This window comes from Dysgonomonas sp. 25 (assembly GCF_010501075.1).
Lineage (GTDB): Bacteria > Bacteroidota > Bacteroidia > Bacteroidales > Dysgonomonadaceae > Dysgonomonas.
This window is the reverse complement of sequence record NZ_QVMN01000005.1, coordinates 188,223-213,808: the sequence shown is the minus strand read 5'-3', so window position 1 is coordinate 213,808 and position 25,586 is coordinate 188,223. Positions and strand designations below refer to the sequence as shown.

The window sequence follows — 25,586 nt, the reverse complement described above, 5'->3', positions numbered from 1 at the left end:
GATATATATTATAATTATGCCAATGCAGGAAAAGCTACTTTTTCACTCATTTTTACATAATCTTTATTATAAATTATATCTTGCAACGTATCATTCGAATTGAGTAAATCCTTTGTACTCGGAGCCTTCATTTTCTTTTGCTTTGCGCTTTTCACATTCCATCCATGTCGCTGCAAATCTTTCACGAGCGTCTTTTTGCTCATGCAATAATTTATATATATTTCGAATGTTTCCTGAAATCCTTTTTTAGCCTCATCTTCGTTTCTTCCGTAAGAAGACAGGTCTAATGCAGGGCAGTAAATAATATTCATCCCATCCTCGATAAATTCATATAATTCTAACGAAACAAATATCTTGTTATTAGATGAATTTTCCAATTCTGCTTTGAAAGAAAGTTTAGCCATTTTTATATATTCAATGGTTTTCTTTATTTAATTAACAATGCAAATATACAAATTTGCATGCTAAAAAATGAATCCCTATAGTTAATAATATTTACCTTATTAATAAAAGGCTACCGAAAAGAAGCAGATTATTAACAAATAAATTCTTTGTGAAAAGAACGATTTCCGATTAAAGATATTCCCTACTTTTTAAAATAGCTGTCGGTCGAGAACTGGAAAGTCTTTATCGAATGGCTCTCGAAATAGGCCTGCATTTCTTCTACTTCGCTCATAAGGTCATTCCCCACCGTTCCGGCATAACCGTTCTCCGCTACCTTTTGGGCATAGAATGCCGCTTCGGCAGGTTTCTCCAGCAGGATATAGATTTGCGCCAGATTGTAGTAGGCCGCAAAGCGAATACGCATTTCCTCCTTACTTTCCAATGTCGCATATTTCTCGGGAAGGGAATTGAAATAATCGATATACGCCTGCACATCGCTCTGCCTCAATGGAGTTGTCCCGTTCAACGCAGAAAGTTTAGGCATCAGTTCTTCGCATCTGGTGCGGAAAGTTACGCTTTCCTCAATCTTCTTATTATCAATCGCAACCAAAATACCTATCCGCTGATATATGGGGTAACCATAATCTTTTGACAGCTCGCGCGATAGCAACTGAATTGCCTTCGACGAAAGCCCCTTCACAAATTCGGCCGTAAGGGTTTCCTTATTCAACTCCCAATAGTCCAGCGCCTCGCGACGGTTGGCAAAGGTCTTTGTCTCGAATGGCTGCGACGCAAGCGCCTTGCCCAGATCGTAATTTCTGACTTTGCTCTCCCCTTTCAGCAGCGACGCATCTATATTCATCTGGTATTGGCACTCAATCCAATAAGACGGGGTATAGATAGTATCGCGCGTACGCTCGTCCAGCGTCTTTGTCACGCCATTCCTGACGTTTACTTCCGACGTCGTCAGCACACCGTACGAAACGGCCACCGTAAAGTCTTTCGTGCGCGAATTATCGGTATAGCGTTGCCCCTCAATCTGTATCTGCTTCGAAAGGCTTTGCTGGTCTATTACACCCTTGTAGGCGGCAGGCAGGGTAACCTGCGTATTGTAGTAAAAGAATGCCGGATAGAGCATTTTCTCGGGCTGGCGACGCTCTTTGTATTCGAAATCGAGATTCTTCACATCGTAGCCGATATAGTGCGTTATGCTGGCACAGGAGGTAGCCACGAGGGCTACGAACAGAGATATTACAGGTAAATATTTTTTCATACGTAACAAGTTAAATGAATGCAATTATTTATTATTAGATATATTTCTGTGTATTATTTATTTTGACTGCCGCGCAACTGTCGTTGCTTGCCTTTGTTCATTTTTGCTTGACCAAAAACGAACCAAAAAGTCACGACTTAGCCGTCTAAGACGACCCACAGGCAACTTGTTCGCAGAGCAAAAAACTCGCTGCGCTCAAACACGTTTTGCTCTCGCCGCTCACTGGCGTTGTGTGGGTACCCCGTCTATCCGGCAATGTCGGAGTCTTTGAATAAAGGACGTGCATTAGTTTCGTAGTTGGGGTATCCGTCCGGTGCAGGCGGCGTAAAATGAAATTCCAGAATACGAAGTATTCCTTATTTCATTTAGCTGACAAACCGTTTGACGGGTCAACAAGAAACGTAGCACTAGCCTTTTGGTTCGTTTTGCGCAATGGCAAAATGAACGAAGCAAGAAGCCAAAGGCTTCGCGCAGGATTGGAACAATAGAACAAGTATTATATAAAAGAACATATTCCGAACCATTCACCACTTACCCACTTCTTTATCTATACAAAAAAAGATGAAGACGACTTCCGTATTTGCGCGCAATCTGGCAGCATACAACGCCGGTTATCGCTATATAGTGAACAAAGGTTCGACGCGCTCGTCCAAGACATACAGCATCCTGCAATTACTCTATTCCTTAGCCGAACGCTCGGATGAGCCGCTGGTTATATCGGTCGTATCCGAATCACTCCCCCATCTGAAACGTGGTTGTATACGCGACTTCCGCGATATGCTTCTGCGCGAAGAACGCTGGGATGCGCACAGCTGGAACGCCACCGAAAAGATTTACTCCATCAACAAATCGATGATAGAATTCTTCTCCGCCGACAATGCCGGCAAAGTGCATGGGCCATCGCGCAATATCCTCTACATCAACGAGTGCATCAATATCGACTACGAGATATTCCGCCAGCTCGCTATCCGCACCACCAAGAATGTATTCCTCGACTGCAACCCTTCGCATGCCTTTTGGCTCGACGAGAAAGTATTGGGCAAAGAGGACGCTTTCCTCATCCATTCCACCTACAAAGACAACGAGTTTCTGAGCGCGGCACAGGTGAAGGAGATAGAATCGAACCGCGACGACGAAAACTGGTGGCGCATCTACGGCGAAGGCGTCACCGGCATGCTCGAAGGGGCTATCATCCGCAACTGGGATATAACAGCCGATATGCCGGAGCTATACAAAAGCCGCTGGATAGGCATCGATTTCGGCTTCACGAACGACCCCACGGCAATCGTCGACGTACGCCTGTCGGGCGGTGAATTGTGGATAGACGAACTACTCTTTGCCAAGGGCTACGACAATATGATGATAGCCGACCACCTTGTCGAGATGGCTGTTCCGCGCGATACGCCTATCATTGCCGACAGCGCCGAGCCGAAAAGCATCAAAGAGATAACGACACAAGGATGGCATGTGGAGGCGGCAAAGAAGGGTAAAGACAGCATCATAGCCGGCATATCCATCCTCAACCGTTACCACAAAAATGTCACAAGCCGCAGCCTGAATATCATCGAAGAATATCGCAATTACCGCTGGCAAACCGACCAGCACGGACGCTTTGTCAACCGCCCCGAGGATAAGTTCAACCACTCGATAGACGCACAACGCTATGTGTGCCTCAACAAGTTGCTCGAACGGAACAACGCGCTCAGCTATTCGGTTATCGCGGGCAGGAAGTAGTTTCCTTTATTCAGGCAACATTTCGCCTGCCGTCCACACGCGGTATTTCAATTCCACGCCTTGAGGAAGGTAAACAACCAACGGCAAACGGCTGTTGTAGCGTACAACTTCGCCCTTTCCCGATACGAACTTAGTCGTCTTAGGATCGTGGCACATCATCATGGTAGAGGCAATCTGCCCGTTCGTTTCGAATGTGTAATAGCTGTATCCCCAGCCTTCCACAGTGCCTTCGTTGAACGCACCTGCCAGCGTGTGGCGGTTGCAGTCTACCTCTTTGTACATGCCCGCAATGATTTCTATCTTGTACAGGCTTTCGTCCGCCCTCGGTTCGAGGAAGATAACATGTCGTTCCATATCGCCCATTTTTTCGGGATATGGTTTCAGGTTCTTTATCGCTTCATCTGTTGCTTTCACTGTCTGCGCTGAAATATTTGCTGAAAATAATATGCCGGTTAGGGCAAAAATGGCAATTAATGTAATTTTCTTCATAATCAGAATAATTATTGGTTTTATTATAAGACAGCGAAACTAAGCGATTGTTTAATCCCACTCCATTTGTTTTACTTAATTTAACATTTTTTATTTTTAAAGTGGTCAAATTCGACCACATCAGAGACGATGTTCTATTTATGTGTCATTATCCTCTTTACCCTCATTAAGATTATAGTTCTCTTTCTTTTCTACATTTTGTTTGAAAGTAGATAATTGAGGTTGTTTCTGTGCATTTACATAGGTTAATGTAGATTCTTTCTTTATAGACTTAAGGATATCCATTCTATCTAAGGAGTGTTTTTGCTCTGCTGCAGTCTGGCTCAATATTTTAAACCTATCTTTTTTAGCTACTCCATTTTTTATTAATGTTGAATTGAGAGATTCTAAATTTGATAATATAGCTAATTCGTTTATGCTCGCCATATCCCTAATGTTTTCACCCGATAAAGCCCTACCCATATTCGCTTCTCTCCAATCTTTCGCTGTACAACCAAACAATGCGACATTTAACATGTCGGCTTCATCAGCATAAAGTAACCATTCTTTGCTTTTTGCATATCCTGACTGGGGAATAATGTGTTCCTTTATAGCATCTGTATGTATCCTATAATTAGCTTTGCTCAAAACACGCCTAACATTCCATTCTAAGCCGTATTGATTCGTTTCAGCCTCTTTTAATCTTTGATATTCCTTTATCAAATAAAGCTTGAACATTGGACTTATAGCTGCTCCAAACTCAAAAGCAATATCTTTGTGTGCATAGGTTCCACCATACTTCCCTGCTTTTGAGAAAATACCGATAGCATCAGTTTTTTCAACCCAACTACTTACACTCATCGTAAACGTCGGTAAACCAGCCTCTTTTTTAAAGTGGTCAAATTCGACCACTTTAAAATTTGGATTATAAATAGTTTCCCAAGTCCCTAAGAATTCAATAGTTCCTCTACCCCTTATCCAGTTTTTGATAATATCTGCAGCCCGAGCATCGTCAGATGCTGCTTTCGCCATATCCGTAAGACAGATATAATCTTCATTTGCCTGACTTATGAAAGATATTTCTGTATTTTGAACGATTAATTTATTATTCTTTGCCATACTAATTCACAATATTACAGCACAAATATAAGAAGATTAATACACAAAAACGAACCATTACCCTTTTACCAAATATTTATCTATACAAGAAAACACCAACAACATTTTAATTATTTCTTATGAAACAAATAGAATTGTATATCAACCACCAACTGTGCGACATAGGCGAAGCAAAAGACTTCGCGGTCTACCTCAAGCGGCAGTTTATCTCGCCCGTAGAGGTCAGCGCCAAAGATACGCAGCGCTCGTACGAGATAACGCTGCCCGCATCCAATGCCAACAACGCCATTTTCGGCTACATCAACACCGAGGAGGTAAAAGGCAAGTTCGCAACCCTTTACCCGGCACAACTCATCATGGGAGGCGTGAAAATACTCGACGGCTATTTCAAGCTGACGGAAGTCACTTCGCGCGCCTACAAAGGGAATCTGGGCACTCCACCCGCAAGAACCATCAAAGAGATATTCGGCGACAAAACGATGAACAAGGCCGGTTCCTACCCTGTCCCCTTCCCCAATCTGGCAATGATAAGCCAATACAACCAGAGCCAAGGGGCTGCGGATATGCGCTTCTTCTTTCCGCTGGTCATGTACGGACTATTGCCCAAAGTGCCTGCCGGAAGTGGCTTGTATGGGGCAAAAGACGGGATAAGCGACAATGTGCGTTTCGGGCTCGAGGACTTCCCGCCTTCGCTCAACTGCTTGGACACGCTGAAGAATATCTTTAAAAGCCACAAGCTAAACATCACGGGAACGGCTTTCTCGGACGAACGGCTCAAAAACCTGTATATGAGCTACAAAAACCCGTCGAATTTCGATATGCCGTGGAATTACGGCGATTTGGGGACGATAAAGATAAAAGGACAGTGGGATAATTGCTGGTTTCTGCCGGAAGACGAAGGTGTAAACAAGAAGCAGCCTAAGCTTTTCGAGACAACCGGATTCCTTTCTACAACAGACGGGGATAACAGGGGGGCATATACAGCCAACATGCTCAATTCGACCAACTTGAAAAAGCTGACAGTACTCGAAGACCTGGGCGAAAACATAACCTCTTATACAGAGGATATAAAAGACTATAAAGTCAACAATGTAGTTTATCCGCGAAAGAAATATCACCATTCTATCCGCATCCCAATGTCGGGGTATTACAAAGTTTCGTTGAAAGGAGACATCTACATCCCGAGGCGGTCAGACCCCGATTTTTTCGACTTTTCCCATTTTCATATCACAGATGGTAACACAGGATACATTTTTGCTTCAGGTGATCATAAGAGCGACAACGACGACTATCTGAACGATAAGCGCTTCGAACTCAAACTGATCCGCGACAGAGGCGAAGGAGATTTCACACTTGATGGAATAACAATAGATGGAATATATTACCAAAATAATCAAGAGCAAACACAGGAAGGTCTAAAAATTAAAGATGATCAAGCCGGAAAAACAGACGGTTATGTATACCCACCTATTCAGATTCCCGTGTTTAACGAAAATTACCCCTTGAACTTCAAACCGAACCAGACCGTATTTGTCGATCCGGCGCAAAACGACAAACTGGTTATAGGGATTGCATGGGGAGCTTTCGAAAATGGTCGGTATCGGGCTGGAACACCATTTGACAGGGCAAAAGGAAGGGTTGACGGCTACGATAATGACGAAAACCCGAAACGCCACCTAAATCCTGTATGGGCACGCACATTGGCCGCCAAATCGTGTCACTCATGGAATAATAATTATAAAGACAAGACGCTTTCTTATGTTCTTGTCAATCAGCCTACACCATACATAAAATGTATAGACCCCAGCGAAAATGGGAATGCCAATCAAGAGGATTTCGTACTCGAAGAAACGAGGATGCACAAAATCGTATTAAAAAACGCTCCTGTCAATTACGCACGCAGAGGATACTACAAAGGAGAGGCAAAACCTATTATCGATGCGTCCCACAAAGACCGCCCCGTCAATTGGTACGGCGATGGCGAAATGAATGCTATTGTCTGGTTCGAGAAAGGAGAACGGGTGACGCTCATTTCTACAAGCGACACCGCCAAAGGTGGTTCCAATTATTGGCTATGGCATAAAATAGACTTCGAATTGTCGATAGAACCTTATCGCCGCGACAAAGGATGGGCGCAAATCAACGAGTTCACAGGCAGCAGTATAGCCGAATTGGATTGGAACAGCAAACCCGAGAAAGACTACGATTTCCCGAAAGATACAGTAGATGTCATCAGATTCCTTCCGTCCGAAGTGAAAGTGGACGAATGGATAGATAATTTCTGCAAGGCGTTCAATTTAGAGCTGATTCAGCACAATGACAAGAATTTCGAGCTCAACATCCGCAAAAAACTGTCGGGCAATACATCGCTTATCCTCGACCTCGACCAGAAGGCGGACGTCAACGTCAACCGCCAGAATATACCGTTCGGGCTGCCCAAAGCATACGAAATAGGATTCACCGTGGATAAGGACGAGATAGGATTTGTGGAAAGCACCCGCCGCTTGGCTGCCGACGGCGACTACGAGCGCGACCCGATGGGCGAGATAAAAGCCTTCGAAGGGAACGACGGTGGCGGGCGTTTCGAGACGGGAAGCCCCGAAAGCAACGTGGTGAAGCAGACTTCCAATTTCTCGTACAACTGGATGAAAGCGATAAAATCCGAAGACAGCAACTTCTACAAGGACGGCGTTTTCCCGGTTATTTCCGACAAGGAGGTTTGGGGCAGCGATTCGAGCGATTATGCCGAAATGATGATGAAAAGTTATACGGACAAGGCGCAACGCTTCTGGTACAAAGCGGATGGCAGTTACCGCGTAAAAATCAACAATAAAGTGGAGGTGGATGCTGCCCTGGTGACCGATACTTTCGACAAGGGGCAACGGATGGAGCTCGACTACAAAGACAAGCCCGACAGTATCTTGCGCAACTATTTCACCATTCTGGCCGATGCGCAGAATTGCTATACGCAGGTCGAATGCTACCTCTCGCCCGAGGAGTACGATATGCTCGAGCATTGCCTCATCCGCTTCAATGGCGACTTGTACCATGCCGCCGAGGTGGAGGGCTACGATCCGCTCGGGATGCGCAAGACGACACTAAAATTAATCAGGAAGATGTTGTAGGGCTATAATTTGTCATTCCGAATTGGAAATTGAGGAGCATAGGCGACTCAATGATATGAGGAATCTCTTTCTCATTCAGTGGCGAGATGCTTCGTTTCACTCAGCATGACAAGCTATCCGCCGTTCGGGATGACGATATTACTTTCGGCAGAACATAAAAATCCGCAGGCACATAAACAGAAAGAGAGGTCGTAAAAAACCTCTCTTTTTGCTTTCGTTACTTGAGCGCTTTCAACACTTCCGGCATCATCATCCAGATAGCATTTTCGTCTTGCGCGGTGTAGATATTTCCGTCTACTTCGACCTTCTCATCGGTCGCCTTAGCCTTTTGTATAGCCGGCTTGGCAAGTGGATGCTGGGCTACACGCTTTCCGTCGGCAATGCCCAATTGGTCGAAGAACATGGCTGCCGCACAGTGCCCGATAAGCAGCTTTCCCTTGTCGCCAAAGGCTTTCAACACGGCCATCATATCCTGATTATAGGCCTTATCGGCATTGTCGCGGAAGACGGGAACGGCATCGCCGCAACCGAATACCACGGCATCGTATTCGTCTTCTTTGCCTTTCAGGTGGGCAATCACGTCGTCGAGTATGAGCGTTACACCCGAATTGGTTTTGATTTCTTTGCTATCGGCTACGGCAAAGGTTTTGTATTCGATTCCATTTTCGAAGAAGGCTTCGAGGTATTGGAACAATCCCATCCCATTCACAGGGTTTACGGCTAAAATGGCTACTTTTTTCGACATAACTCAATCCTTTTTTTAGTTATTATTATACATCTGCAATTCAGATATGTTTTATTATTTTCACTACCACTTTTCTTTGCTGCGCGGAATTGTAAAACAATTCCTTGCTTCGTTCATTTTGCCATTGCGCAAAACGAACCAAAAGGCTAGTGCTTCGTTCCTCGTTGACCCGCCATTCAGTTTGCCGGCTGAATGAAATAAAGGAATACTTCGTATTCTGGTATTTCATTCTACCGCCGCCTGCACCGGACGGGTGCCCCAACTACGGAACTAATGCACGTCCTTTTTCAACAACTCCGACATTGCCGGATAGACGAAGTACTCACGCAACGCAAGTGAGCGACAGTACAAAATAAAAGACCGCTTTTACAAAAGACAATCAGTTACCATTAGTAAGTTTATTACGTATTGATAGCAAAGCTAATCATCCGCATCGGTAAAAACAAGAACTTACCTGCTTGTAAGACACTTACAACGAAGTAACTAATATTGATTTTCAGGCGGTAGCAGGGTGTGCTTGCAGGGGTGAAATTATGTTAAAATTACAAAAAGGCAGGAGCAGGGATTAAACGTACAGGAAGTTTTGCTGTCTTAAAAGATGAAACGAGTAATTGACAAATTATTAAAATGGAAAGGTTTTCTTAAACCATTGTCCTGAGTTTAACCGAGGCATCCCGCTCCCCACTGTTTTCAAGGGGTGGGATTCCTCACACAAGCACCCTCCGCAACCAGCTGACGCATAACATAACACACGAAAAAGGACAAGTAATTGAACATTTTTCGTTCTTATTTGTATAATATATGATAAAAAAAGCGTTTTTTTCGTAGCAAAAAGAAAAAAATATAGCTATATTTACATAAGACTAAAACCTGATTTATTGGCTTAATTCTGAAGTATTATGACACCCAACAATTACTCGGCAGAAGATTGGTTCAAAAGAGGAGCTGAACACTATCGCGATAACGAATACCAGGACGCCTGCGATTGTTTCCGCAAAGCGACCGACTTAGATCCGCACTTTGCGCAAGCCTACAACGACTGGGGAGTTGCCTTGTCCGACCTGCTCGACCAGACAGGTACCGAGCATTACTTTGCCGAGGCCGTAGACAAGTACCGCAAAGCCACACAGGTCAAGCCCGATTATGCGATGGCCTACTACAACTGGGCAAACTTGCTGTCGGATTTGGGCGAAGTATTCGACGACCCGCAGATGTATGCCGAGAGCGTGGAGAAATACCGTCAGGCAGCCAAATTCAGCCCCAACGACGCCGATATCTATTACAGTTGGGCCAATGCATTGCTCGCCCTCGCCGACCTGAAAAAGGACGAAAAGCATTACGAGCTTTGCATCGACAAGTACGCCAAAGCCGCCGAACTCAACCCCGACGAAGCCGAGATATACAACAACTGGGCGATAGCCTTATCGGGCTACGCACGCTTCAAACAGGACAAATCGCTTATGCTCGAAAGCTTCGGGAAATACGAACGGGCTATCGAACTTCGCCCCGATTCCATCAAGGCGCGCTTCAATATGGCACTGGATATGCTGGCGCTGGCAAAGGCCGAAAACGACATCGATACTTACAAAGACGAGATAGAGAAACGATTTTTAAAGACATACGAACTCAATTCGCGTAAGGCGGCATACAATCTTGCATGCCTCTATGCGCTCACGGGGGAGAAGGATAAAGCATTCGACTGGCTGGAAAAGATGCTTGCGACGACCAGCGTCACACGCGAGTTTATCGAAGTAGAGCCCGATTTTGCCAATATCCGCGACGATAAACGCTTCGACGGCCTGCTTACCCGCTACCGGTCGTAGAGGGCTTATACAAATACGATATGAAGAAAAGACTTTCGGTGCTGGCAACGGTTTTTGCCGGATTATTCTTGGTTGCATGCGATGTGGACGACGACACCTTGTCGTATGTAAACAAATCCGACCAAAGCATCTACATCTATAAGACCTATTCAGCCGAACAGATACTTCCACCCGGCGAGGAATACTTGGGGCGGGTTATCTACCCGTTCTACAAAAGCGGGCGGTTCCAGTCGTTCACCGAGTACATCTATCCCGATTTCCAGCATTACGACACGCTCTTCACCACGGTTGTGAGCTTAGACACGATACAGAAGCACACATGGCATGTCGTCCGCCGCGAAAATATGATTCTCCGCCGCGATACCATCCCCCTCAGCGAGGCGTACCTGAAAAGTATCAAGTATAAAATAGAGTACAAGTAAAAAAATATCACTTGTACTCTATTCTATGATTTCTGTTATAATAAGGGTAATTTACCTTATTTCTTCATGAGTTTCTTCTGAACATCCCCTTTTTCAGTTTTAATATCAACTACATACGCTCCTTTAGGTAATGTTCTGATATCTATCACCTCTGATGCGGGGTTCTTCAGGCTAACATATAATACACCCGTAGAAACACTGTAAATCTTAAGTTCCTTTATCGGCTCGTCAGAAGTAACGGTTATCTGGTCATCTGCCGGATTAGGCGATATATAGACATTGTTCTGACTTTCTAGCATGCCAAAGGTATCTGAAGCCAAACTCTTGCTCAGACTGGATACCGTAGGAATTGCACCTGCTTGATGAGGGGGTCTGTAACCCAATACTTCGTCTTGCACATTGCACGCAAGGTAGGCTACTTCTGCATCTGCTTTGCGAATAGCATCTTTTTCTATATTGTATTGCACATAGAAACCGCGCAGGTAACCCTTTGGCAATTCGGTATAATTAGCATCCGGTGTGGCAGCTAAAGGGTCGTCTATTTTGGTGATAGCAATTTTATTCCTGTCAATTCTGTTATTCCTCAAAGCAATAAGCAGTGGTATTTCATCTCCTGCAACAAGCGATTGCCATTCATCTGAATTTTTATCGATTCCATCTATTTTGATGAATATCTTATATCCCAATTCTGCATCTGTCAATTCCCTACACCAGCGTACTGTAAGCCAATGATACAATTCTTCTCCGCGCGAATCGAGGGCATCATGTATGCGGAAGAAGCGGGGAGCACCGGTCCCGGGAATTGGTTTGACAGCCATTGTAGCTACATAGAATAGTTGTTGTATTTCTCCTATCTTGGCTGGAAATCTTTTGGATACACCACATAAGTCAGTATCAAAATAATGATCACCATTGAAGCGTTGTCCACTTGGCATCAAACGGAAGTCATACTTTATATCTTCTATTCTTCCAGCACGATCGAACCAATAATCTGTTCCGGCAATTTCCTTATAGCATGGAGAGCCGGGCAAGAAATAAACCCTGTGTCTATCCCATCCTGCCAAAGGGGTTTGTCCGTAGCGTACACCTAACTCGCGTTGAATATCAACCGCCGAGAGTTCGGGGTGCGAAACCATGGGTGACGTCATAGCCATTAGTTGGCGATAGTCTTTCAGGTCAGGTAAGCCCCACCAGTTGCGCTTATCTGCGGGAATGGTCTTTCTTTCTTCAAAAGATCTGAGATCCAGCGGGTTCTTCTGACCGTCTTCGTACATATCAGCCCATGTATTCATGAATTTATAGGTATTAGGAGTATAGTATTCTCCGTAATAATACTTAAAGGTATCGAGATTCACCTGAAAGTCGTTCTTGTCGAGTGTTAGGTGGTCTAAGTAAGTATTAATTTTCTCTTGCGTTACTCCCCAATTGGTGATGTCCTCGTAAGTGTAGTTTTCTCGTCCTGTAACAAGATCATTGTCAGGGGAGCGCATGCGTTGCGGCTCAAAGTGCGAGAAATTCCTGTCCATCCAGTAATATTCACCTATTCTGATACCCTTGTAATCGGATTCTACAAAACCTAAAGGATGATCTTCGACTAACCAGTTGTTGCCATAGGAGTACCTTACAGCCATCTTGTAATGAAGGTCGACTTGAGTAGGTAGCTGAGGTATACATGCATCTTCGTTAATTCTTAATTGTAAGAATCTATTTTCCTCTGATTTAAAAGAGAAATCAGGTAGTAACGTAATGCTATTACATGCCTCTATTATTCCACCTGTTGTATTAGGCGAATTTAATATTATATCTCTGTTCTGTGCATGCAGAAAGCCAACTGTTGGCAAAAAAAGTAATATAATTAATATATTTTTCATTCTTGTCATAATTCATTTATTTTGATTTTGTAACTCCTGAATAGTGGCATCCTGCTTTTGCAGTTTCTTCTCTAATTCTATTACATATAGTGTCAATTCCTCAACTTTCTGCAATAGCTTGACCTGCATCTCGCCTACATCGACACCTTTTTCTTTCACTTCCGCTTCGGATGGAATTTCGGGTAAGCGTTTATGCTCCTGGATATGTGCTTCTACTTCGGAAAGGGTAGGCAACTTATAGCCTGTTTCGAAGACAAAATCAGCCCAGCCGTTATTGTCGATTTTCACTTCTTTGGCATGAATGGTGCCGTTGACGTCGAGTTTGTGAGTCGGGTTAGTCATGCCAATACCAACATTGCCATTAGGAGCAATACGCATGCGCTCAAACAAATCGGTCGTACCAGCATTCACGCCTAATTCATTTGTATAAAAAAGTAAAGCTGTACTCTGAACTGCAGAGAAACCATCTCTACATCTGTTGGTTCTTAAAGCTGAAATGCGAGCTGCAATCTGGTTATGAACAATATCCCTATAACCTTGAAAATCGATATTGTATTGAAGAGAGACGCCTCCTTTAGGTACATCTAAAATCCCCGCATAACCAACCTTTCCAATAGTGATACCTCCATCCGTAGGAGTAGCTGAAGTTGTTACCGTCAAATTACCATTCACCGTTTGGTTTTGTGCATGCAATAAACAGATGGCGCTGATTGCTAAAAGAATAGTTAAAATAAGTCTTTTCATTTTTCAATTATTATTTATTGTTTTCCAATTCTTTTATTCGTTTTTCCAATTGAATGGTGTACAACGTCAACTCTTCAATTTTCTGCAATAGCTTGACCTGCATCTCGCCTACATCGACGCCTTTTTCTTTCACTTCTGCTTCGGATGGAATTTCGGGCAGGCGTTTATGCTCCTGGATATGTGCTTCTACTTCGGCAAGGGTAGGCAACTTATAGCCTGTTTCGAAGACAAAATCAGCCCAGCCGTTATTGTCAATTTTCACTTCTTTGGCATGAACGGTGCCGTTGACGTCGAGGGCATTTTGAGGATTATCAACTCCGATGCCGACACTTCCTGTGCCTGTTACGGTAAATACACCAGCAAAATCATTACCCCTGATAATTCCTATACGAAACTTCTCGCATAGATCATAAGGGGCATTCTCCAAATTATCGTCTCCTATACACACTCTTAATTCTGAGGCATTAAACCCTGTGTTATAACGGGCAATAAACATATCGTCCGTACTTTCTCTGGGCGTTCCAAAATATAATCGTCTGCCCCAAGTATTATAAAGAACCTCATTCCCATCACTCTGTAATATAAGGTCACTTAGTAATATACCTCGGGAAAGGGTAAGAGTTTGGGCTAGAAGATTTCCTTCCACATAGAATTCATACGGAGTTGTTCCGGGTGGCCTTACATGTACATGGGTTCCAAGTTTAATACCTCCAGCAAAATCGTTTCCAAAATTTATTGTTAATCTATTATTAGTGTCATGGACAAAAGCTCGTCCCCCTGTGCCTCTATCTTTATTATAATAGATAATATCTCCGCTAACTGGGTTTTGTTCAAATACTTTTGTTTGCGCATTAGCTCCTATCCAACAAAGCGATAGAAAAAGTATTGAAAATAGAATTTTCTTCATATTATTATTATTATTATTATTATTATTATTTGTTATTTATTAATTCTCTTAGTTCTTGATTTTCTTTCTTTACTTCTTCCAGTTCTTTTTGTTGCTGAATTACGTATAGTGTCAATTCCTCAACTTTCTGCAATAGCTTGACTTGCATCTCTCCTACATCAACGCCGTTTTCTTTCACTTCTGCTTCGGATGGAATTTCGGGCAGGCGTTTATGCTCCTGGATATGTGCTTCTACTTCGGCAAGGGTAGGCAACTTATAGCCTTTGTCGAAAACAAAATCAGCCCAGCCGTTATTGTCAATTTTCACTTCTTTGGCATGAATAGTACCGTTGACGTCGAGGGTATAATTTGGAGTTGAAGTTTTAATGCCTACTCCTAATTCCGAAACAACAAACCAATCAGTCCAAGCTCCGTTAGCATTCCACTTTATGTTGCCGATCGAGAGCCTATCTTGATTTGTATCATCTCCAATATTGATCCTTAATTCGGACACCCCTTCTCCTTTGACAAACTTACTCAACCATAGTTCATCTGTATGAAAATCGTTTCCTGCTAAAAATAGTTTAGATCCATATCCCGTTTTTCCGGCAACATTCCAATCTCCAACGAACAGATTTTGCATAATGGTTGCATTCTTTGTTACACTCAAAAATCCATTTACCGTTTGGTCTTGCGCATGCAGTAAACAGGTCGCGCTGATAGCGAACAGGATAAACAAAAGAGTCTTTTTCATTTTTTTATTTAGTTTTAGATTAATAATAAATAATATAGTTAGATTATTCAGGTCTTTTGCCCAATAAACAAAGATATATCAAAGTCGGGAAGTAATTGTTAAGAAAATATATATTCTTTAACATATTTTCCAAAAAAAACCTCTCCCATTCCGAGGGAGAGGCCGAAGCAAGGAGTGTAGCTACTTCACCTCGCTCACAATATCTAAGTCGCGGATAACGAGCGGTGTCATATAGCCATTGGCCACCACAAACGGATTCAGCGTGTCGAGGATTTTGCGGCGAAGCTTTTGGATAACCGTCTGATTGTACAAGACATACGAATTGATAATCTCGTTGGCATTGCCCGCCAGATTGCCCGAGCCCGACAATCCCGCCAAAGTAGGCGATGTGAGGCGGTGCGCCGAAATAATCTTCTGGAAAATAATCTCGTCCACTTTGTTGTACAAATCCGCATTGTTGCTCGCCGTGTACGATGTCACCACAGGCTTCACCTCTTGGCTTTCGCCCCAAAGCACCACGATGCTGTTAGCCCCGTTAGCCCCGGCATAACTCCGCTCTATGTCGTGCTGGAACTGCTCCTTCTGCGCATTGGTCGGGTTGCTCGGCATAGTGATAATGGTCGACGGCACAAAACCATTATTAATCGAGTTGCGGTAGAAACGCCCCAACAAGCCGTCGGCTTCGATATAATTCAATGCCGAATAATACTGTGGCACAGGATAATAGTCGAGGCTCGGCTCATAATCCTTGTGGTAGAAAAGATACGCTTCACCTTTTTGCGGCTGCTCGCTGCCATACGCTTTCAGCTCCACCGGCGCATATTTCCCGGTTGTTTTTCGCCAGTCGTTGGACAGGAAAAACGACAAATATCCTCCGAATTCGTTCGTTTGTCCTACACGAATCTTGCTGAAATCCGTATGGTAGAGGCTCACACTCCGCCCGTCTTCATTGGCTATGACCTGAAAGCAAAATCCGCCAAAGGTCACATAATCTTTCGCCAATCGCTCGATAAGCACATCCCAGTCATCCTGCGGATTCGGTTGGCCGTAGTAGGCGGCATCGTCTACGCCGGCTCCGCAGATGTAGGTCACTTTGTTTTCGATAACGGCTTTGTTTACAGCCGATTCGTTGTTTAGTTCGATAATACGTTGAGGCAATAAATTGTCGGTGTCGTAATTTATCCATCCCCTTACATTACGACGGAAAGTGGGATACGATTTTACTGTTTCGCTCAGGTGGATAACCGAATATTGCATGTTGTTTGTCGACGTCTGATTCATAGCGCTTTTTGACTTAATGATAACTGCGCCCGACATCGATACAGAATTTTAACATTTTATTTTTCATTCCAGCTTCCGGCACATCGTTTTTCGCGGCTTCGGCGGGATGCGGCGCACCCAAGCAAAGCATCTCCGCATGAAGCCGGACGGCTGATGTGGTAGTCGCCGTCTCATATCTCGCTCGTCCATACCTCTCGGCTGCGTCTCTGAAGACAGAAAACTTTCTTTCTTTTTTCTTTTATATATTTTCTTTTTTCTTTCTTTGGGGAAAGACAAAGAAAATATCCTATAAAAGTTTTCTTTCTTTTGCTACTTTTCTTTCTTTTTGAAGAAAAATGTTAAAAAAATGCAGGCATACTCTTACTGATTATCTTTTAGTCAGCCCGGGTGAAGAATAAGACGAAGCGGCACAATCGCCTTTATTCTAAAAACCGTTCGGGGAAACAGAGCGAGCCGGTAGCTCCGCTGCCATATTCGAGGACAACATTGTCACGATAGTGGATATAGATGCATTTGGTATCGTAGATTTTCATCAACGAATCGTTTTCGGTTATGGGTTCGTCGAAAATCACATACAAAAACTTGCTCATAACGCTTCGCTGAAAGCCGATGCGAGCAGGATTACGGTTGTCAATCGAAATGCAATTGACGGCATCGAGTTTCTTTTTCAGGGTTTTGATTTCGCTTTTGTCCCAATTCAGCAGGTTGAAAATAGTGTCGGCCTTGGGCGAATCGACATCGATATCCCAGCCGCCATAATTCTGCTCGTTGAGTACGACGTGGAAGATGTCTATATTTTTGATGTCGTTAATCTCGATATCGACATGGATATACGAAGGCGTCTTGGCGCGGAAATACGCTATCAGTTGCTTCATTTCGGCTTCGTGCGTGTCGTAGTTTTCGGTCAGGTCTTTCTTGTCGTAAGTCTTGAAAAAGGAGGATTGAGAGCATTTCCAGACCACGAAAGCGCAAAAGGCGATACAGGCAATGCCCGTAATCAGGCAACCTTTTGAGTAGCTTTTTTTCATTTTTGCATTATTTGCCGATAAAGAAAAGAAAAATATTCCAAAATTATCTATCTTTGCGCCCCCCAATTATCTATCTAAAAAGAATAACGTATGGAAAATCTGCTCGAACTATCGGACAAAGCCGCTCGACGCGCACAGGAAATCATCCGCGAAACGGACATTATCAACATCTGGCAATCGGTAGGGGCACAGCCCAACCTTATCGGCTCGGCAAGTATGGGACTGATAATGAAAAACAAAGACCTCGACTTCCACATCTACTCGTCTCCCCTGCGGGTAGCCGACAGCTTCGAGGCGATGAACCGGCTGGCACAGAAGCCCGGCATCAGGCAAATACAGTACGGCAACCTGCTCGACACCGAAGAGGAATGCCTCGAGTGGCACGCCATCTACGAAGCGCAGAACGGCGAAACGTGGAAAATGGATATGATACACATCGTGAAAGGCTCGAAATTCGACGGACACATGGAGCGTGTGCGCGACAGGATAAAAGCCATACTGACACCCGAAACGCGCCTGACTATCCTGCAACTGAAATACGATACGCCCGAAACGGAACCGATAATGGGCATCGAATACTATCAGGCGGTATTGCGCGACGGCATAAAAACATACGCCGAACTGGTGGAATGGCGCAAAAATAATCCGGCAAATGCGGTAATAGAGTGGATGCCTTGATTTTTTTTGCAAAAAATAGCTATCTTCACCCCATACTAAAAAAAGAAATACCATGAAAAGAATACTGCTCTCGCTCCTGTTGTGCTTTTCTTTAGGGAGTGCCTTAGCCCAATCGCCTGACGAACAGATAGGCGAAGCCCTCAGTGCCAGCGATTTTTTCCTGCTGGACGAAAGATATTCGCAACTCCAACACGAGATGCAATCGCCCGTGCTGAAATGCTTATCGCAATCGCTGCTCGATGCCGTCTTTGACCGTCAACACGAAGCCATATCTTCTATCGACTCGCTCATTTTGTTCTATCAGGACGAGATAGGTTTCGAGAGTACAATGAATATGCTGCTGTGCCAAAACGCTATCCGCTTCCGCATGGGAGCGTATTGCGAAGCCTCGGAAGAGACTAAAAGCTTTCTCGACCTGGTAGCGCCACACCTCGACGACGAAACGGTAAACGGCCTGCAATCGCTCTACAAGTATTACCATTCGATGTGCGGGCAGAAGAAAACGGAACTCATCCGCCCTGCCCAAGATTGTGCAATACCCTTATACATAGAGTCTTTGAAATCGAAGCAGAACATCCGCAGAGGATATCTGCCCTATGTGCCTGTGACGGTGAACGGCAAAGAAGAACGCTTCATCTTCGACACAGGTTGCCCGGGCGGCGTATTTCTTTCGGAGGAATATGCAACCCGCTATGGTGTCAGAATCACCTTCGATTCGCTGGGGGTATCAGGCACAGGAGGTTCGGGTATGGGCAAGATGGGTATACTGGATAGCGTAGCCATAGGAGATATGATACTAAAAAATCTGGTGGTGGTTGTCGTCCCGTCCAATCCCGCAGTAGATAGCGTCTTCAAGGTCGATGCCGTTTTGGGAACCGACATTATGAAGCTGGCAGGAGAAGTGCAAATCTTCCCAAACAAGGGAAAAATCGTTTTCCCGATTCACAAAACACCGCTCCCCGCCACAGGACGCAATATGATGAAAACTTCCGGCGACAGCTTCTTCGTGAAAGCATATTCGGGCAACGAAAGGCTTATTATGCTATTAGACACGGGCGACTCCAACGCGGGATTGAACAGCAGTTACTATCACAGGTATAAGGAGGCAATCGAACGCGACGGAAAGAAAGAATCCTTTCTCACAGGCGGTTACGGAGGAGTCAACACCAAGCAGTTCTACACCTACCCTGCCCTTCCGCTGCGTATAGGCAGCCACAATTTTGAGATAAAAGACATCTATATCGACACCACTCCTCTCGAAAATACACTGCAATTGGGTGGCGAAGAAGGTGCACTGGGAATGGGCTTCATCAGGCTGTTCGAGAAAGTAACCATCAGTTTCGACCACATGTTTATCGAAGTAGAATAAGTCCGCCGCACGGATAACAAAATAAAAGAGATACCTTGGCAGGGTATCTCTTCTTTGTTTGCCATCACCCGTTACAACGGCTTCACCGGAATGCAGATATCTACGATATGTTTCTTTTCGGGGTGAAGCTGGTAGAAGTTGTGGTACAACTCGAACGTATATCCGTCGCCTTGCTGGTAGCCGCTTTCGGTGAACCAGTGGCACATCGTGTTCCACGCATCCTGGAAACCGTCCATACCGATTTCGAAGTGTCCGACAACATACTTCCCGCCCGCAATGGTCATCTTGCCTATTTCGCCTTCCACCTTCACATCCTCGTTCACGATGACGCAGGCACTCTGGCGCACCTTGTCCTGCCCGGTAATGGTGGGGTCGTCGTGTACCACCGTCGCCGTTTTGGTGACAGCCGGGTCGTACAATCCGCGCGGAACAGCCCATTTGATAACCTTTTCGTAGGCTCGGTGAATTTCGTGAAAAGCCCCCATGTGACGGCAATAAACAGCCTTCATATCAGGCAACTGCATAATTTCGATTTTTGCATCCATAATAACTAAATTTAAACATTCGACGGAACAAAATTCGGCATTCAAATCGAGACACTTTTGCACATTCTTGCTAAGCGGTTGACCGTTCTTGCTGAAATATTCGCCATCTTTCAGGTAAACGCCTTTCTCGGTACGGGCAAAGCGGCTCGGCGACACACCGAAGTAGCGGCTGAACGTACGGCTGAAAAGCGATATACTGCTGAATCCGCAGGCATAGGCAATCTCGGTGACGGTCACGTCCTTGTCGCGGAGGAGGATAAAAGCAGCCTTCTCGAGCCGCAGGCGCTGGATGAAATCGTTCGGCGTTTCGCCCATCACGAAACTGAATATACGGTGAAAATGGAACGGTGAAAAGTTTGCCACCCCCGCAATCGTCTGCAAATCGAGGGGCTGGGCGATATGCTCCTCGATGAAGTCGATAACGCGGTTGATACGTGCCATATATTCGCGGCGGCTGCGCTGGCTGGTCGCTGTTGTAGTCATAGATTATGTGCAAATATACGACAAGTAGCGGCTATGGAGTTGACTATTCTTGCTATTTTCCTTTCCTTTTTTGAACCTTTCGTCCGGCAAATAGTTATACCTTTGTCATCGCGAGTTTTTTCAACTCGTAACTCGTAACTTGTAACTTGTAACTTGTAACTAATATGTCTACAATAACACTCTACATCGTCCGTCACGGGCAGACAATGATGAACGCCCTCGACCGCGTACAAGGCTGGTGCGATTCGCCCCTCACCAAAGAAGGAATAGAAGTAGCCCGCCACCTCGGCTACGGCTTCGACGAGAAAGGGATACACTTCCGCTCCGCCTATTGCAGCGACCTGCGCCGTACGCGCCAAACCGCCCAAATCATACTCGGGGCGAAAGGCGAAGGAGACATCCCCCTCGCCGAGTGCGCCGGATTCCGCGAAGCCTGCTTCGGCAGTTACGAATCGGGAGCAAACGCCACCATGTGGAAAGAGGCCGCCCTTTACCTGCAATTTACCTCGTCCGAGGCGATGTACCGCGCCGTTATGGAACGCCGCATATCTTCGGGCGACGTGCTGGATGCCGTAAAGACGCTGGACACGATGGATATGGCCGAAGGATTTTCGGAAGTGGAAGCCCGCACGCAGGAGACACTGCTCGAGATTGCACAAGCGGAAACGCTCAAAGGCGAAGGCAACATCCTCGTCGTAGCGCACGGAATGAGCATCCTGTGCCTGCTCTACAACCTCGGCGGGAAGGCATTGCTCAACGGTCACCTCGAGAATGCCGCCGTCTGCAAAGTGACCTACGAAGATGGCCGGTTCACCGTCCACTCCATGGGCGACATGAGCTATCTGGCTGCCGGGTGCAAATAGGAAAAATCCCGTAAAGTTGGCAACAATACGGGATTTCTCAGGTTTTAGATAGATATATTTGTATAAAGGAAGCTAATCTTTCAACTCGCCATCGAGTTTGGCTTTCATCGAAACTTCTTCATAGCTTGTCCGTCTGGTGCGGCCGACAGTAGTCGTGCCGGTTATGTGCTGCATTTTGAAGTACATATGTGCATCCGCCAGCTTTCCGGTGCCGAACGTAATCGAGTACGTCCCTATCCCGTTTATTTTGTAATCCTCTTCGGCTGCGAGCTCCAATCCCGCATTGACCGCCGTAGATATGGCCGCGAAGTCGAAATCTTCGGGCAAGGTCAGCCCTTTATAAACCCTGTGGTGGTCGGGTTTCTTCTTATACCACTCGCTTTCGGTGGCTTCGCCCGTTTTCAGGTCTACGTCCAACGCGCATTCGCGCTTGTTATTTTCGGGGTCGACATAAACAATCTGAGCCTCATCGACTACGAAAGTGAACGTCTTGCTGTCCGAGTATTTCAGGTCGATGCCTGTTATCACCATGTCCTCGGTGATATGTTTTTTAAGGATTTCGCCCACCTGCTGCATTTCCTCTGCATTTTTCAGGTTATAGCTACTCGGGCCGCACGACGTCGCCGCAACTGCGACCAGCAGAAATATGCCAACAAAGCACAATAATTTGTTTAATGGAGTTTTCATACGTTTTGTAATTAGTATTTGTAAATGATAAGACAAAGATAAATCTTATTTTCAAAAACAGGCTGATTATCCGGCAAATTAACTTTTTATTTTTCACAAAGCAAACACCAAACACCTATACAACAGTGAATTAGCAATATAAGAAAAACACTTTTTGCCCCTGTCAAGAGGTAATAAACTGATAGTAGGTACAGTATGTCTCCCCTTATTTTTATTCTTGTCTAAATTTGGTTCAAAATTGAATTATTTAGGTAAATAATTTGACTATTACATAAAATTGGTTTAATTTTGAATCATGAAACAAGACTTAAATAATTGACCTTGTAACTAACAAAAAAAGACTATGGGAGTATTAAAAATCAATTGTCATTGCGACGAAAGCCAGATGGACACTATCATCGGACACATAGCCGATTACCTGTACCAAACCGACCGCTACACCTTGGGCGACATCGACGAGGAAATAGCAGACATGCGCGTATGCGTCGATTTCGAAGTCTTTATGGATACCATCAGGCTGAAATCGGCAGAGGTACAGGACAGTGACTGGGAGACCCTATACGAAGATTCCGCCGTGCTCACATCCCGCTTACAAAGCCTGCTCAGGGATTTCAACAGCGACCGGTGCGAGGCTATCCGTCAGGCGCGACAGATACGGCGCGACCAGCTGAATAGTCTGGGAATTTACCCGATAGTAAAATATTAACCCAAAGTTAAATTAAAAATTAATCACGAAACAAGATGGAAACAGCAAAATTGAAAAACGGACTCGAAAATTTATCTAAATCAAAACAGGAAATGCAACAGGTAGTGGAAGATTTCTTCCGGGCAGGCGGATTCGAAAAGCAGATGGCGCTCATCGCCTCGTCGTTGCAGGAAGTGGTGAACAAAGGCGCGGGCGAGACGTGCGACAGCCTCGACAACGAGTTTGAATATACCAACCGCTACATCCGCGAATCGGTATATGAACTCACCGAACTGCAAAAATTCCTTATCCACCTGCACGAATCGTATCGCCGATATCGCCGCAATTGCGAATATCTCGACAGGCAATCGGCAAACACCCCTCAAGCTGTGCGATTGGTGAAGCTATCGTAAGTAGTTACGAGTAAACGAGTAAACAAGTAAACCAGTAGACAAGTTTACAAGTAAAAGTTCTTTCTTGTTTTTACTGCCGCGCTCTTTTCCTGCGCGAAGCCTCTGGCTTCTTGCTTCGTTCATTTTGAGTCGCCTGCGCTCCTCGATTGTTAATTGGCATCGCCCAAACAACGTTCGCCGAAGCGAATGCGAGGCAAAACGAACCAAAAGGCTAGTGCTTCGTTTCTTGTTGACCCGTCAGTCGGTTTGTCGGCTGAATGAAATAAAGGAATGCTACGCATTCTGACATTTCATTCTACGCCTCCTGCACCGGACGGGTACCCCAACGGCGAAACTGATGCACATCTTGCCGCAATGCAGCGAAAAGCAATTCCGCGCAGCAAAAAAAGAAAAAATAAAACAAAAAATCAATGAAAACCGCTCTCGAGAAACTCGGAATACACCTCCCCTACGGACGCACCGACGGCAAAGTGAAAGTGATTTGCCCCAAGTGTTGCGACCAGCGCCAGAACAGGCTCGACAGGGCATTGTCCGTCGACATAGGCAAAGGGCTCTACAACTGCCACTATTGCGGTTGGTCGGGCAGCGTGCGCAAGCGGAAGGGCGAAAAGAGCGACAAGGTGTACAAGCGTCCCGAGTGGCACAACAATACCACCTTGAGCGACCGTCTGGTGAAGTGGTTCGAAGCGCGCCGGATTAGCCAGTACACGCTGAAAAAGATGCGCATCAGCGAGGGAGAGGAGTTTATGCCGCAGAAAGGGAAGAAGTGCAACACCGTGCAGTTCAACTACTTCGTAGACGACCGCTTGGTCAACGTGAAATACCGCACGGGCGACAAATGCTTCAAACTGGTATCGGGTGCCGAACTGGTCGTGTGGAACATCGACGCCATCAAAGGGCAGCCGGAATGCATCGTCACCGAAGGCGAGATAGATGCCCTGTCCTTTATCGAATGCGGCTTCGACCACACCGTTTCCGTGCCCAACGGCGCCAACGGGACGGAGTATCTCGACAACTACCTCGAAGCCTATTTCGACGACAAGGAAACGATTTTCATCGCCTCCGACAACGACAGCAAAGGCATCGCCCTGCGCAACAACCTCATCGCCCGCTTCGGGGCAGAACGCTGCCGCATCGTGAGCTATGGCGAGGGATGCAAGGATGCCAACGAGCATCTGGTGAAATACGGGCAGCACTCGCTTGCCGCCCGCATCCGCGAGGCCGAGGACGTGAAGATAGACGGCGTGTACGGACTGAACGATTTTGCCGACGACCTCGACAATCTCTACCTCAACGGCATGCCGAAGGGGCATACCATCGGACACCCCAATTTCGACGCCCTGTGCAGCTTCGAGACGGGACGCCTTGCCATCGTCACGGGCATACCCGGACACGGAAAGAGCGAATTTGTAGACGAAATAACGGTGCTCCTCAATATGCGTTACGGGATGAAATTCGCCTACTTTTCGCCCGAAAACCATCCCACCGCCTACCTGTTGTCGAAGCTCACGTCGAAGCTCACCGGAAAACGCTTCGACAAGGCGCACCTCAACCGGATGGAGTACACGCAGGCAAAGGAGTACCTGAACAAAAACTTCTCGTTCATCTACCCGTCGGACAATTTCACGCTGGACGAGATACTGGGCAAGGCGCAATACCTCATCCGCCGGCGCGGCGTAAAAGGGTTGGTGATAGACCCTTACAACAAGATAGAACATCAGATTCCGCCGGGGATGCCCGAAACCAATTATATCTCGATGATTCTCGACCGCCTTATCGCTTTCGCGCAGAAGAACGACATCCTGATACTGCTGGTCGCCCATCCGCGCAAAATGCAAAAGAAACAGGGCGAAATGACATTCGAAGTGCCTACGCTGTACGACATCAACGGTTCGGCAAACTTCTATAACAAAACGGATTACGGCATCGCCGTCTACCGCGACTTTGCCAACGACCGCGTAGAGGTGTATGTGCAGAAGGTGAAATTCCGCCACTTGGGCGAATGCGGCTCGGCAAGCTTCCGCTACAACATCAACAACGGGCGCTATGTGCCGTGCAACGACGAGGGAAGCGCCGACTGGGATAACGACAACTACCTCACCCGCAAGGAAAGGGAGCAACAGCCTGCCGACTTCTTCACGACGGACGAGAGCGTACCGTTTTAGTCCCCTTATCCCCGAAAGGGGAAGATTGACAAAGAGTTATA

The 25,586-nt window shown here is 45.7% G+C and carries 23 protein-coding genes; 10 read left to right on the top strand and 13 right to left on the bottom strand.

Going from position 1 to position 25,586, the window contains the following annotated elements:
- Positions 1-14: 14 nt before the first annotated feature.
- Both D0T66_RS10025 and D0T66_RS10020 read right to left on the bottom strand, forming a co-directional pair.
- Positions 15-404: a hypothetical protein gene (locus D0T66_RS10025; protein WP_163357148.1), complete on the bottom strand. Its 390-nt coding sequence runs from the start codon at positions 402-404 to the stop codon at positions 15-17.
- 182 nt (positions 405-586) lie between these two features.
- Positions 587-1,657 (bottom strand): hypothetical protein, encoded by a 1,071-nt coding sequence (locus tag D0T66_RS10020; protein WP_163357147.1) that lies wholly within the window; start codon positions 1,655-1,657, stop codon positions 587-589.
- A gap of 561 nt (positions 1,658-2,218) precedes the next feature.
- Here D0T66_RS10020 and D0T66_RS10015 point away from each other — a divergent pair.
- On the top strand, positions 2,219-3,391 hold the full coding sequence (locus D0T66_RS10015; protein WP_163357146.1) for a PBSX family phage terminase large subunit: 1,173 nt from the start codon (positions 2,219-2,221) through the stop codon (positions 3,389-3,391).
- A 6-nt stretch (positions 3,392-3,397) separates the two neighbouring features.
- Here the strand turns inward: D0T66_RS10015 and eco are convergent, their stop codons facing one another.
- On the bottom strand, positions 3,398-3,880 hold the full coding sequence (gene eco / locus D0T66_RS10010; protein ID WP_163357145.1) for a serine protease inhibitor ecotin: 483 nt from the start codon (positions 3,878-3,880) through the stop codon (positions 3,398-3,400).
- A 138-nt stretch (positions 3,881-4,018) separates the two neighbouring features.
- Positions 4,019-4,978 (bottom strand): KilA-N domain-containing protein, encoded by a 960-nt coding sequence (locus D0T66_RS10005; RefSeq protein WP_163357144.1) that lies wholly within the window; start codon positions 4,976-4,978, stop codon positions 4,019-4,021.
- Positions 4,979-5,097: 119 nt separating this feature from the next.
- On the opposite strand from D0T66_RS10005, the gene D0T66_RS10000 reads away from it, so the two are divergent.
- Positions 5,098-8,103 carry a hypothetical protein gene (locus tag D0T66_RS10000; RefSeq protein ID WP_163357143.1) on the top strand — a complete coding sequence of 1,002 codons (3,006 nt, stop codon included), beginning with the start codon at positions 5,098-5,100 and terminating at the stop codon, positions 8,101-8,103.
- A 217-nt stretch (positions 8,104-8,320) separates the two neighbouring features.
- Here the strand turns inward: D0T66_RS10000 and D0T66_RS09995 are convergent, their stop codons facing one another.
- Positions 8,321-8,848, bottom strand: a complete 528-nt coding sequence (locus D0T66_RS09995) for a DJ-1/PfpI family protein (RefSeq protein ID WP_163357142.1) — start codon at positions 8,846-8,848, stop codon at positions 8,321-8,323.
- A gap of 899 nt (positions 8,849-9,747) precedes the next feature.
- On the opposite strand from D0T66_RS09995, the gene D0T66_RS09990 reads away from it, so the two are divergent.
- The gene (locus D0T66_RS09990; RefSeq protein ID WP_163357141.1) at positions 9,748-10,671 is read left to right on the top strand and encodes a tetratricopeptide repeat protein; all 924 of its coding nucleotides are present in this window, start codon (positions 9,748-9,750) and stop codon (positions 10,669-10,671) included.
- A 20-nt stretch (positions 10,672-10,691) separates the two neighbouring features.
- Positions 10,692-11,093, top strand: a complete 402-nt coding sequence (locus D0T66_RS09985) for a hypothetical protein (RefSeq protein ID WP_163357140.1) — start codon at positions 10,692-10,694, stop codon at positions 11,091-11,093.
- 56 nt (positions 11,094-11,149) lie between these two features.
- On the opposite strand, the gene D0T66_RS09980 is transcribed toward D0T66_RS09985, so the two are convergent.
- The 6 genes from D0T66_RS09980 to D0T66_RS09955 all read right to left on the bottom strand — a co-directional run bounded on the left by D0T66_RS09980 (position 11,150) and on the right by D0T66_RS09955 (position 17,657).
- The gene (locus D0T66_RS09980) at positions 11,150-12,964 is read right to left on the bottom strand and encodes a T9SS type A sorting domain-containing protein (RefSeq protein WP_221412206.1); all 1,815 of its coding nucleotides are present in this window, start codon (positions 12,962-12,964) and stop codon (positions 11,150-11,152) included.
- A 12-nt stretch (positions 12,965-12,976) separates the two neighbouring features.
- A complete protein-coding gene (locus D0T66_RS09975) occupies positions 12,977-13,708 on the bottom strand; it encodes a hypothetical protein (protein ID WP_163357138.1) in 732 nt (243 codons plus the stop codon).
- A 10-nt stretch (positions 13,709-13,718) separates the two neighbouring features.
- A complete protein-coding gene (locus D0T66_RS09970; protein ID WP_163357137.1) occupies positions 13,719-14,615 on the bottom strand; it encodes a hypothetical protein in 897 nt (298 codons plus the stop codon).
- A 25-nt stretch (positions 14,616-14,640) separates the two neighbouring features.
- Complete coding sequence (locus tag D0T66_RS09965; RefSeq protein ID WP_163357136.1) at positions 14,641-15,348, bottom strand: hypothetical protein; 708 nt, start codon at positions 15,346-15,348, stop codon at positions 14,641-14,643.
- A 180-nt stretch (positions 15,349-15,528) separates the two neighbouring features.
- Positions 15,529-16,665, bottom strand: coding sequence for a phage portal protein (locus D0T66_RS09960; protein WP_255489793.1), 1,137 nt, complete (start codon positions 16,663-16,665; stop codon positions 15,529-15,531).
- Between the two features lie 383 nt (positions 16,666-17,048).
- Positions 17,049-17,657: a hypothetical protein gene (locus D0T66_RS09955; protein ID WP_163357135.1), complete on the bottom strand. Its 609-nt coding sequence runs from the start codon at positions 17,655-17,657 to the stop codon at positions 17,049-17,051.
- Between the two features lie 90 nt (positions 17,658-17,747).
- On the opposite strand from D0T66_RS09955, the gene D0T66_RS09950 reads away from it, so the two are divergent.
- Together D0T66_RS09950 and D0T66_RS09945 are read left to right on the top strand one after the other, a co-directional pair.
- Positions 17,748-18,335, top strand: a complete 588-nt coding sequence (locus D0T66_RS09950) for a phosphoglycerate mutase family protein (protein ID WP_163357134.1) — start codon at positions 17,748-17,750, stop codon at positions 18,333-18,335.
- A 52-nt stretch (positions 18,336-18,387) separates the two neighbouring features.
- Complete coding sequence (locus D0T66_RS09945) at positions 18,388-19,704, top strand: retropepsin-like aspartic protease (protein WP_163357133.1); 1,317 nt, start codon at positions 18,388-18,390, stop codon at positions 19,702-19,704.
- 71 nt (positions 19,705-19,775) lie between these two features.
- On the opposite strand, the gene D0T66_RS09940 is transcribed toward D0T66_RS09945, so the two are convergent.
- On the bottom strand, positions 19,776-20,732 hold the full coding sequence (locus D0T66_RS09940; RefSeq protein ID WP_163357132.1) for a GyrI-like domain-containing protein: 957 nt from the start codon (positions 20,730-20,732) through the stop codon (positions 19,776-19,778).
- 164 nt (positions 20,733-20,896) lie between these two features.
- Between D0T66_RS09940 and D0T66_RS09935 the strand changes: the two genes are divergently transcribed.
- Positions 20,897-21,595 carry a histidine phosphatase family protein gene (locus tag D0T66_RS09935; RefSeq protein ID WP_163357131.1) on the top strand — a complete coding sequence of 233 codons (699 nt, stop codon included), beginning with the start codon at positions 20,897-20,899 and terminating at the stop codon, positions 21,593-21,595.
- A gap of 72 nt (positions 21,596-21,667) precedes the next feature.
- Here the strand turns inward: D0T66_RS09935 and D0T66_RS09930 are convergent, their stop codons facing one another.
- A complete protein-coding gene (locus D0T66_RS09930; protein ID WP_163357130.1) occupies positions 21,668-22,282 on the bottom strand; it encodes a hypothetical protein in 615 nt (204 codons plus the stop codon).
- Between the two features lie 343 nt (positions 22,283-22,625).
- On the opposite strand from D0T66_RS09930, the gene D0T66_RS09925 reads away from it, so the two are divergent.
- The 3 genes from D0T66_RS09925 to D0T66_RS09915 all read left to right on the top strand — a co-directional run bounded on the left by D0T66_RS09925 (position 22,626) and on the right by D0T66_RS09915 (position 25,545).
- On the top strand, positions 22,626-22,988 hold the full coding sequence (locus D0T66_RS09925) for a hypothetical protein (protein WP_163357129.1): 363 nt from the start codon (positions 22,626-22,628) through the stop codon (positions 22,986-22,988).
- A gap of 35 nt (positions 22,989-23,023) precedes the next feature.
- Complete coding sequence (locus tag D0T66_RS09920; RefSeq protein WP_163357128.1) at positions 23,024-23,380, top strand: hypothetical protein; 357 nt, start codon at positions 23,024-23,026, stop codon at positions 23,378-23,380.
- A gap of 410 nt (positions 23,381-23,790) precedes the next feature.
- Positions 23,791-25,545: a bifunctional DNA primase/helicase gene (locus D0T66_RS09915; protein ID WP_163357127.1), complete on the top strand. Its 1,755-nt coding sequence runs from the start codon at positions 23,791-23,793 to the stop codon at positions 25,543-25,545.
- Positions 25,546-25,586: the final 41 nt, after the last annotated feature.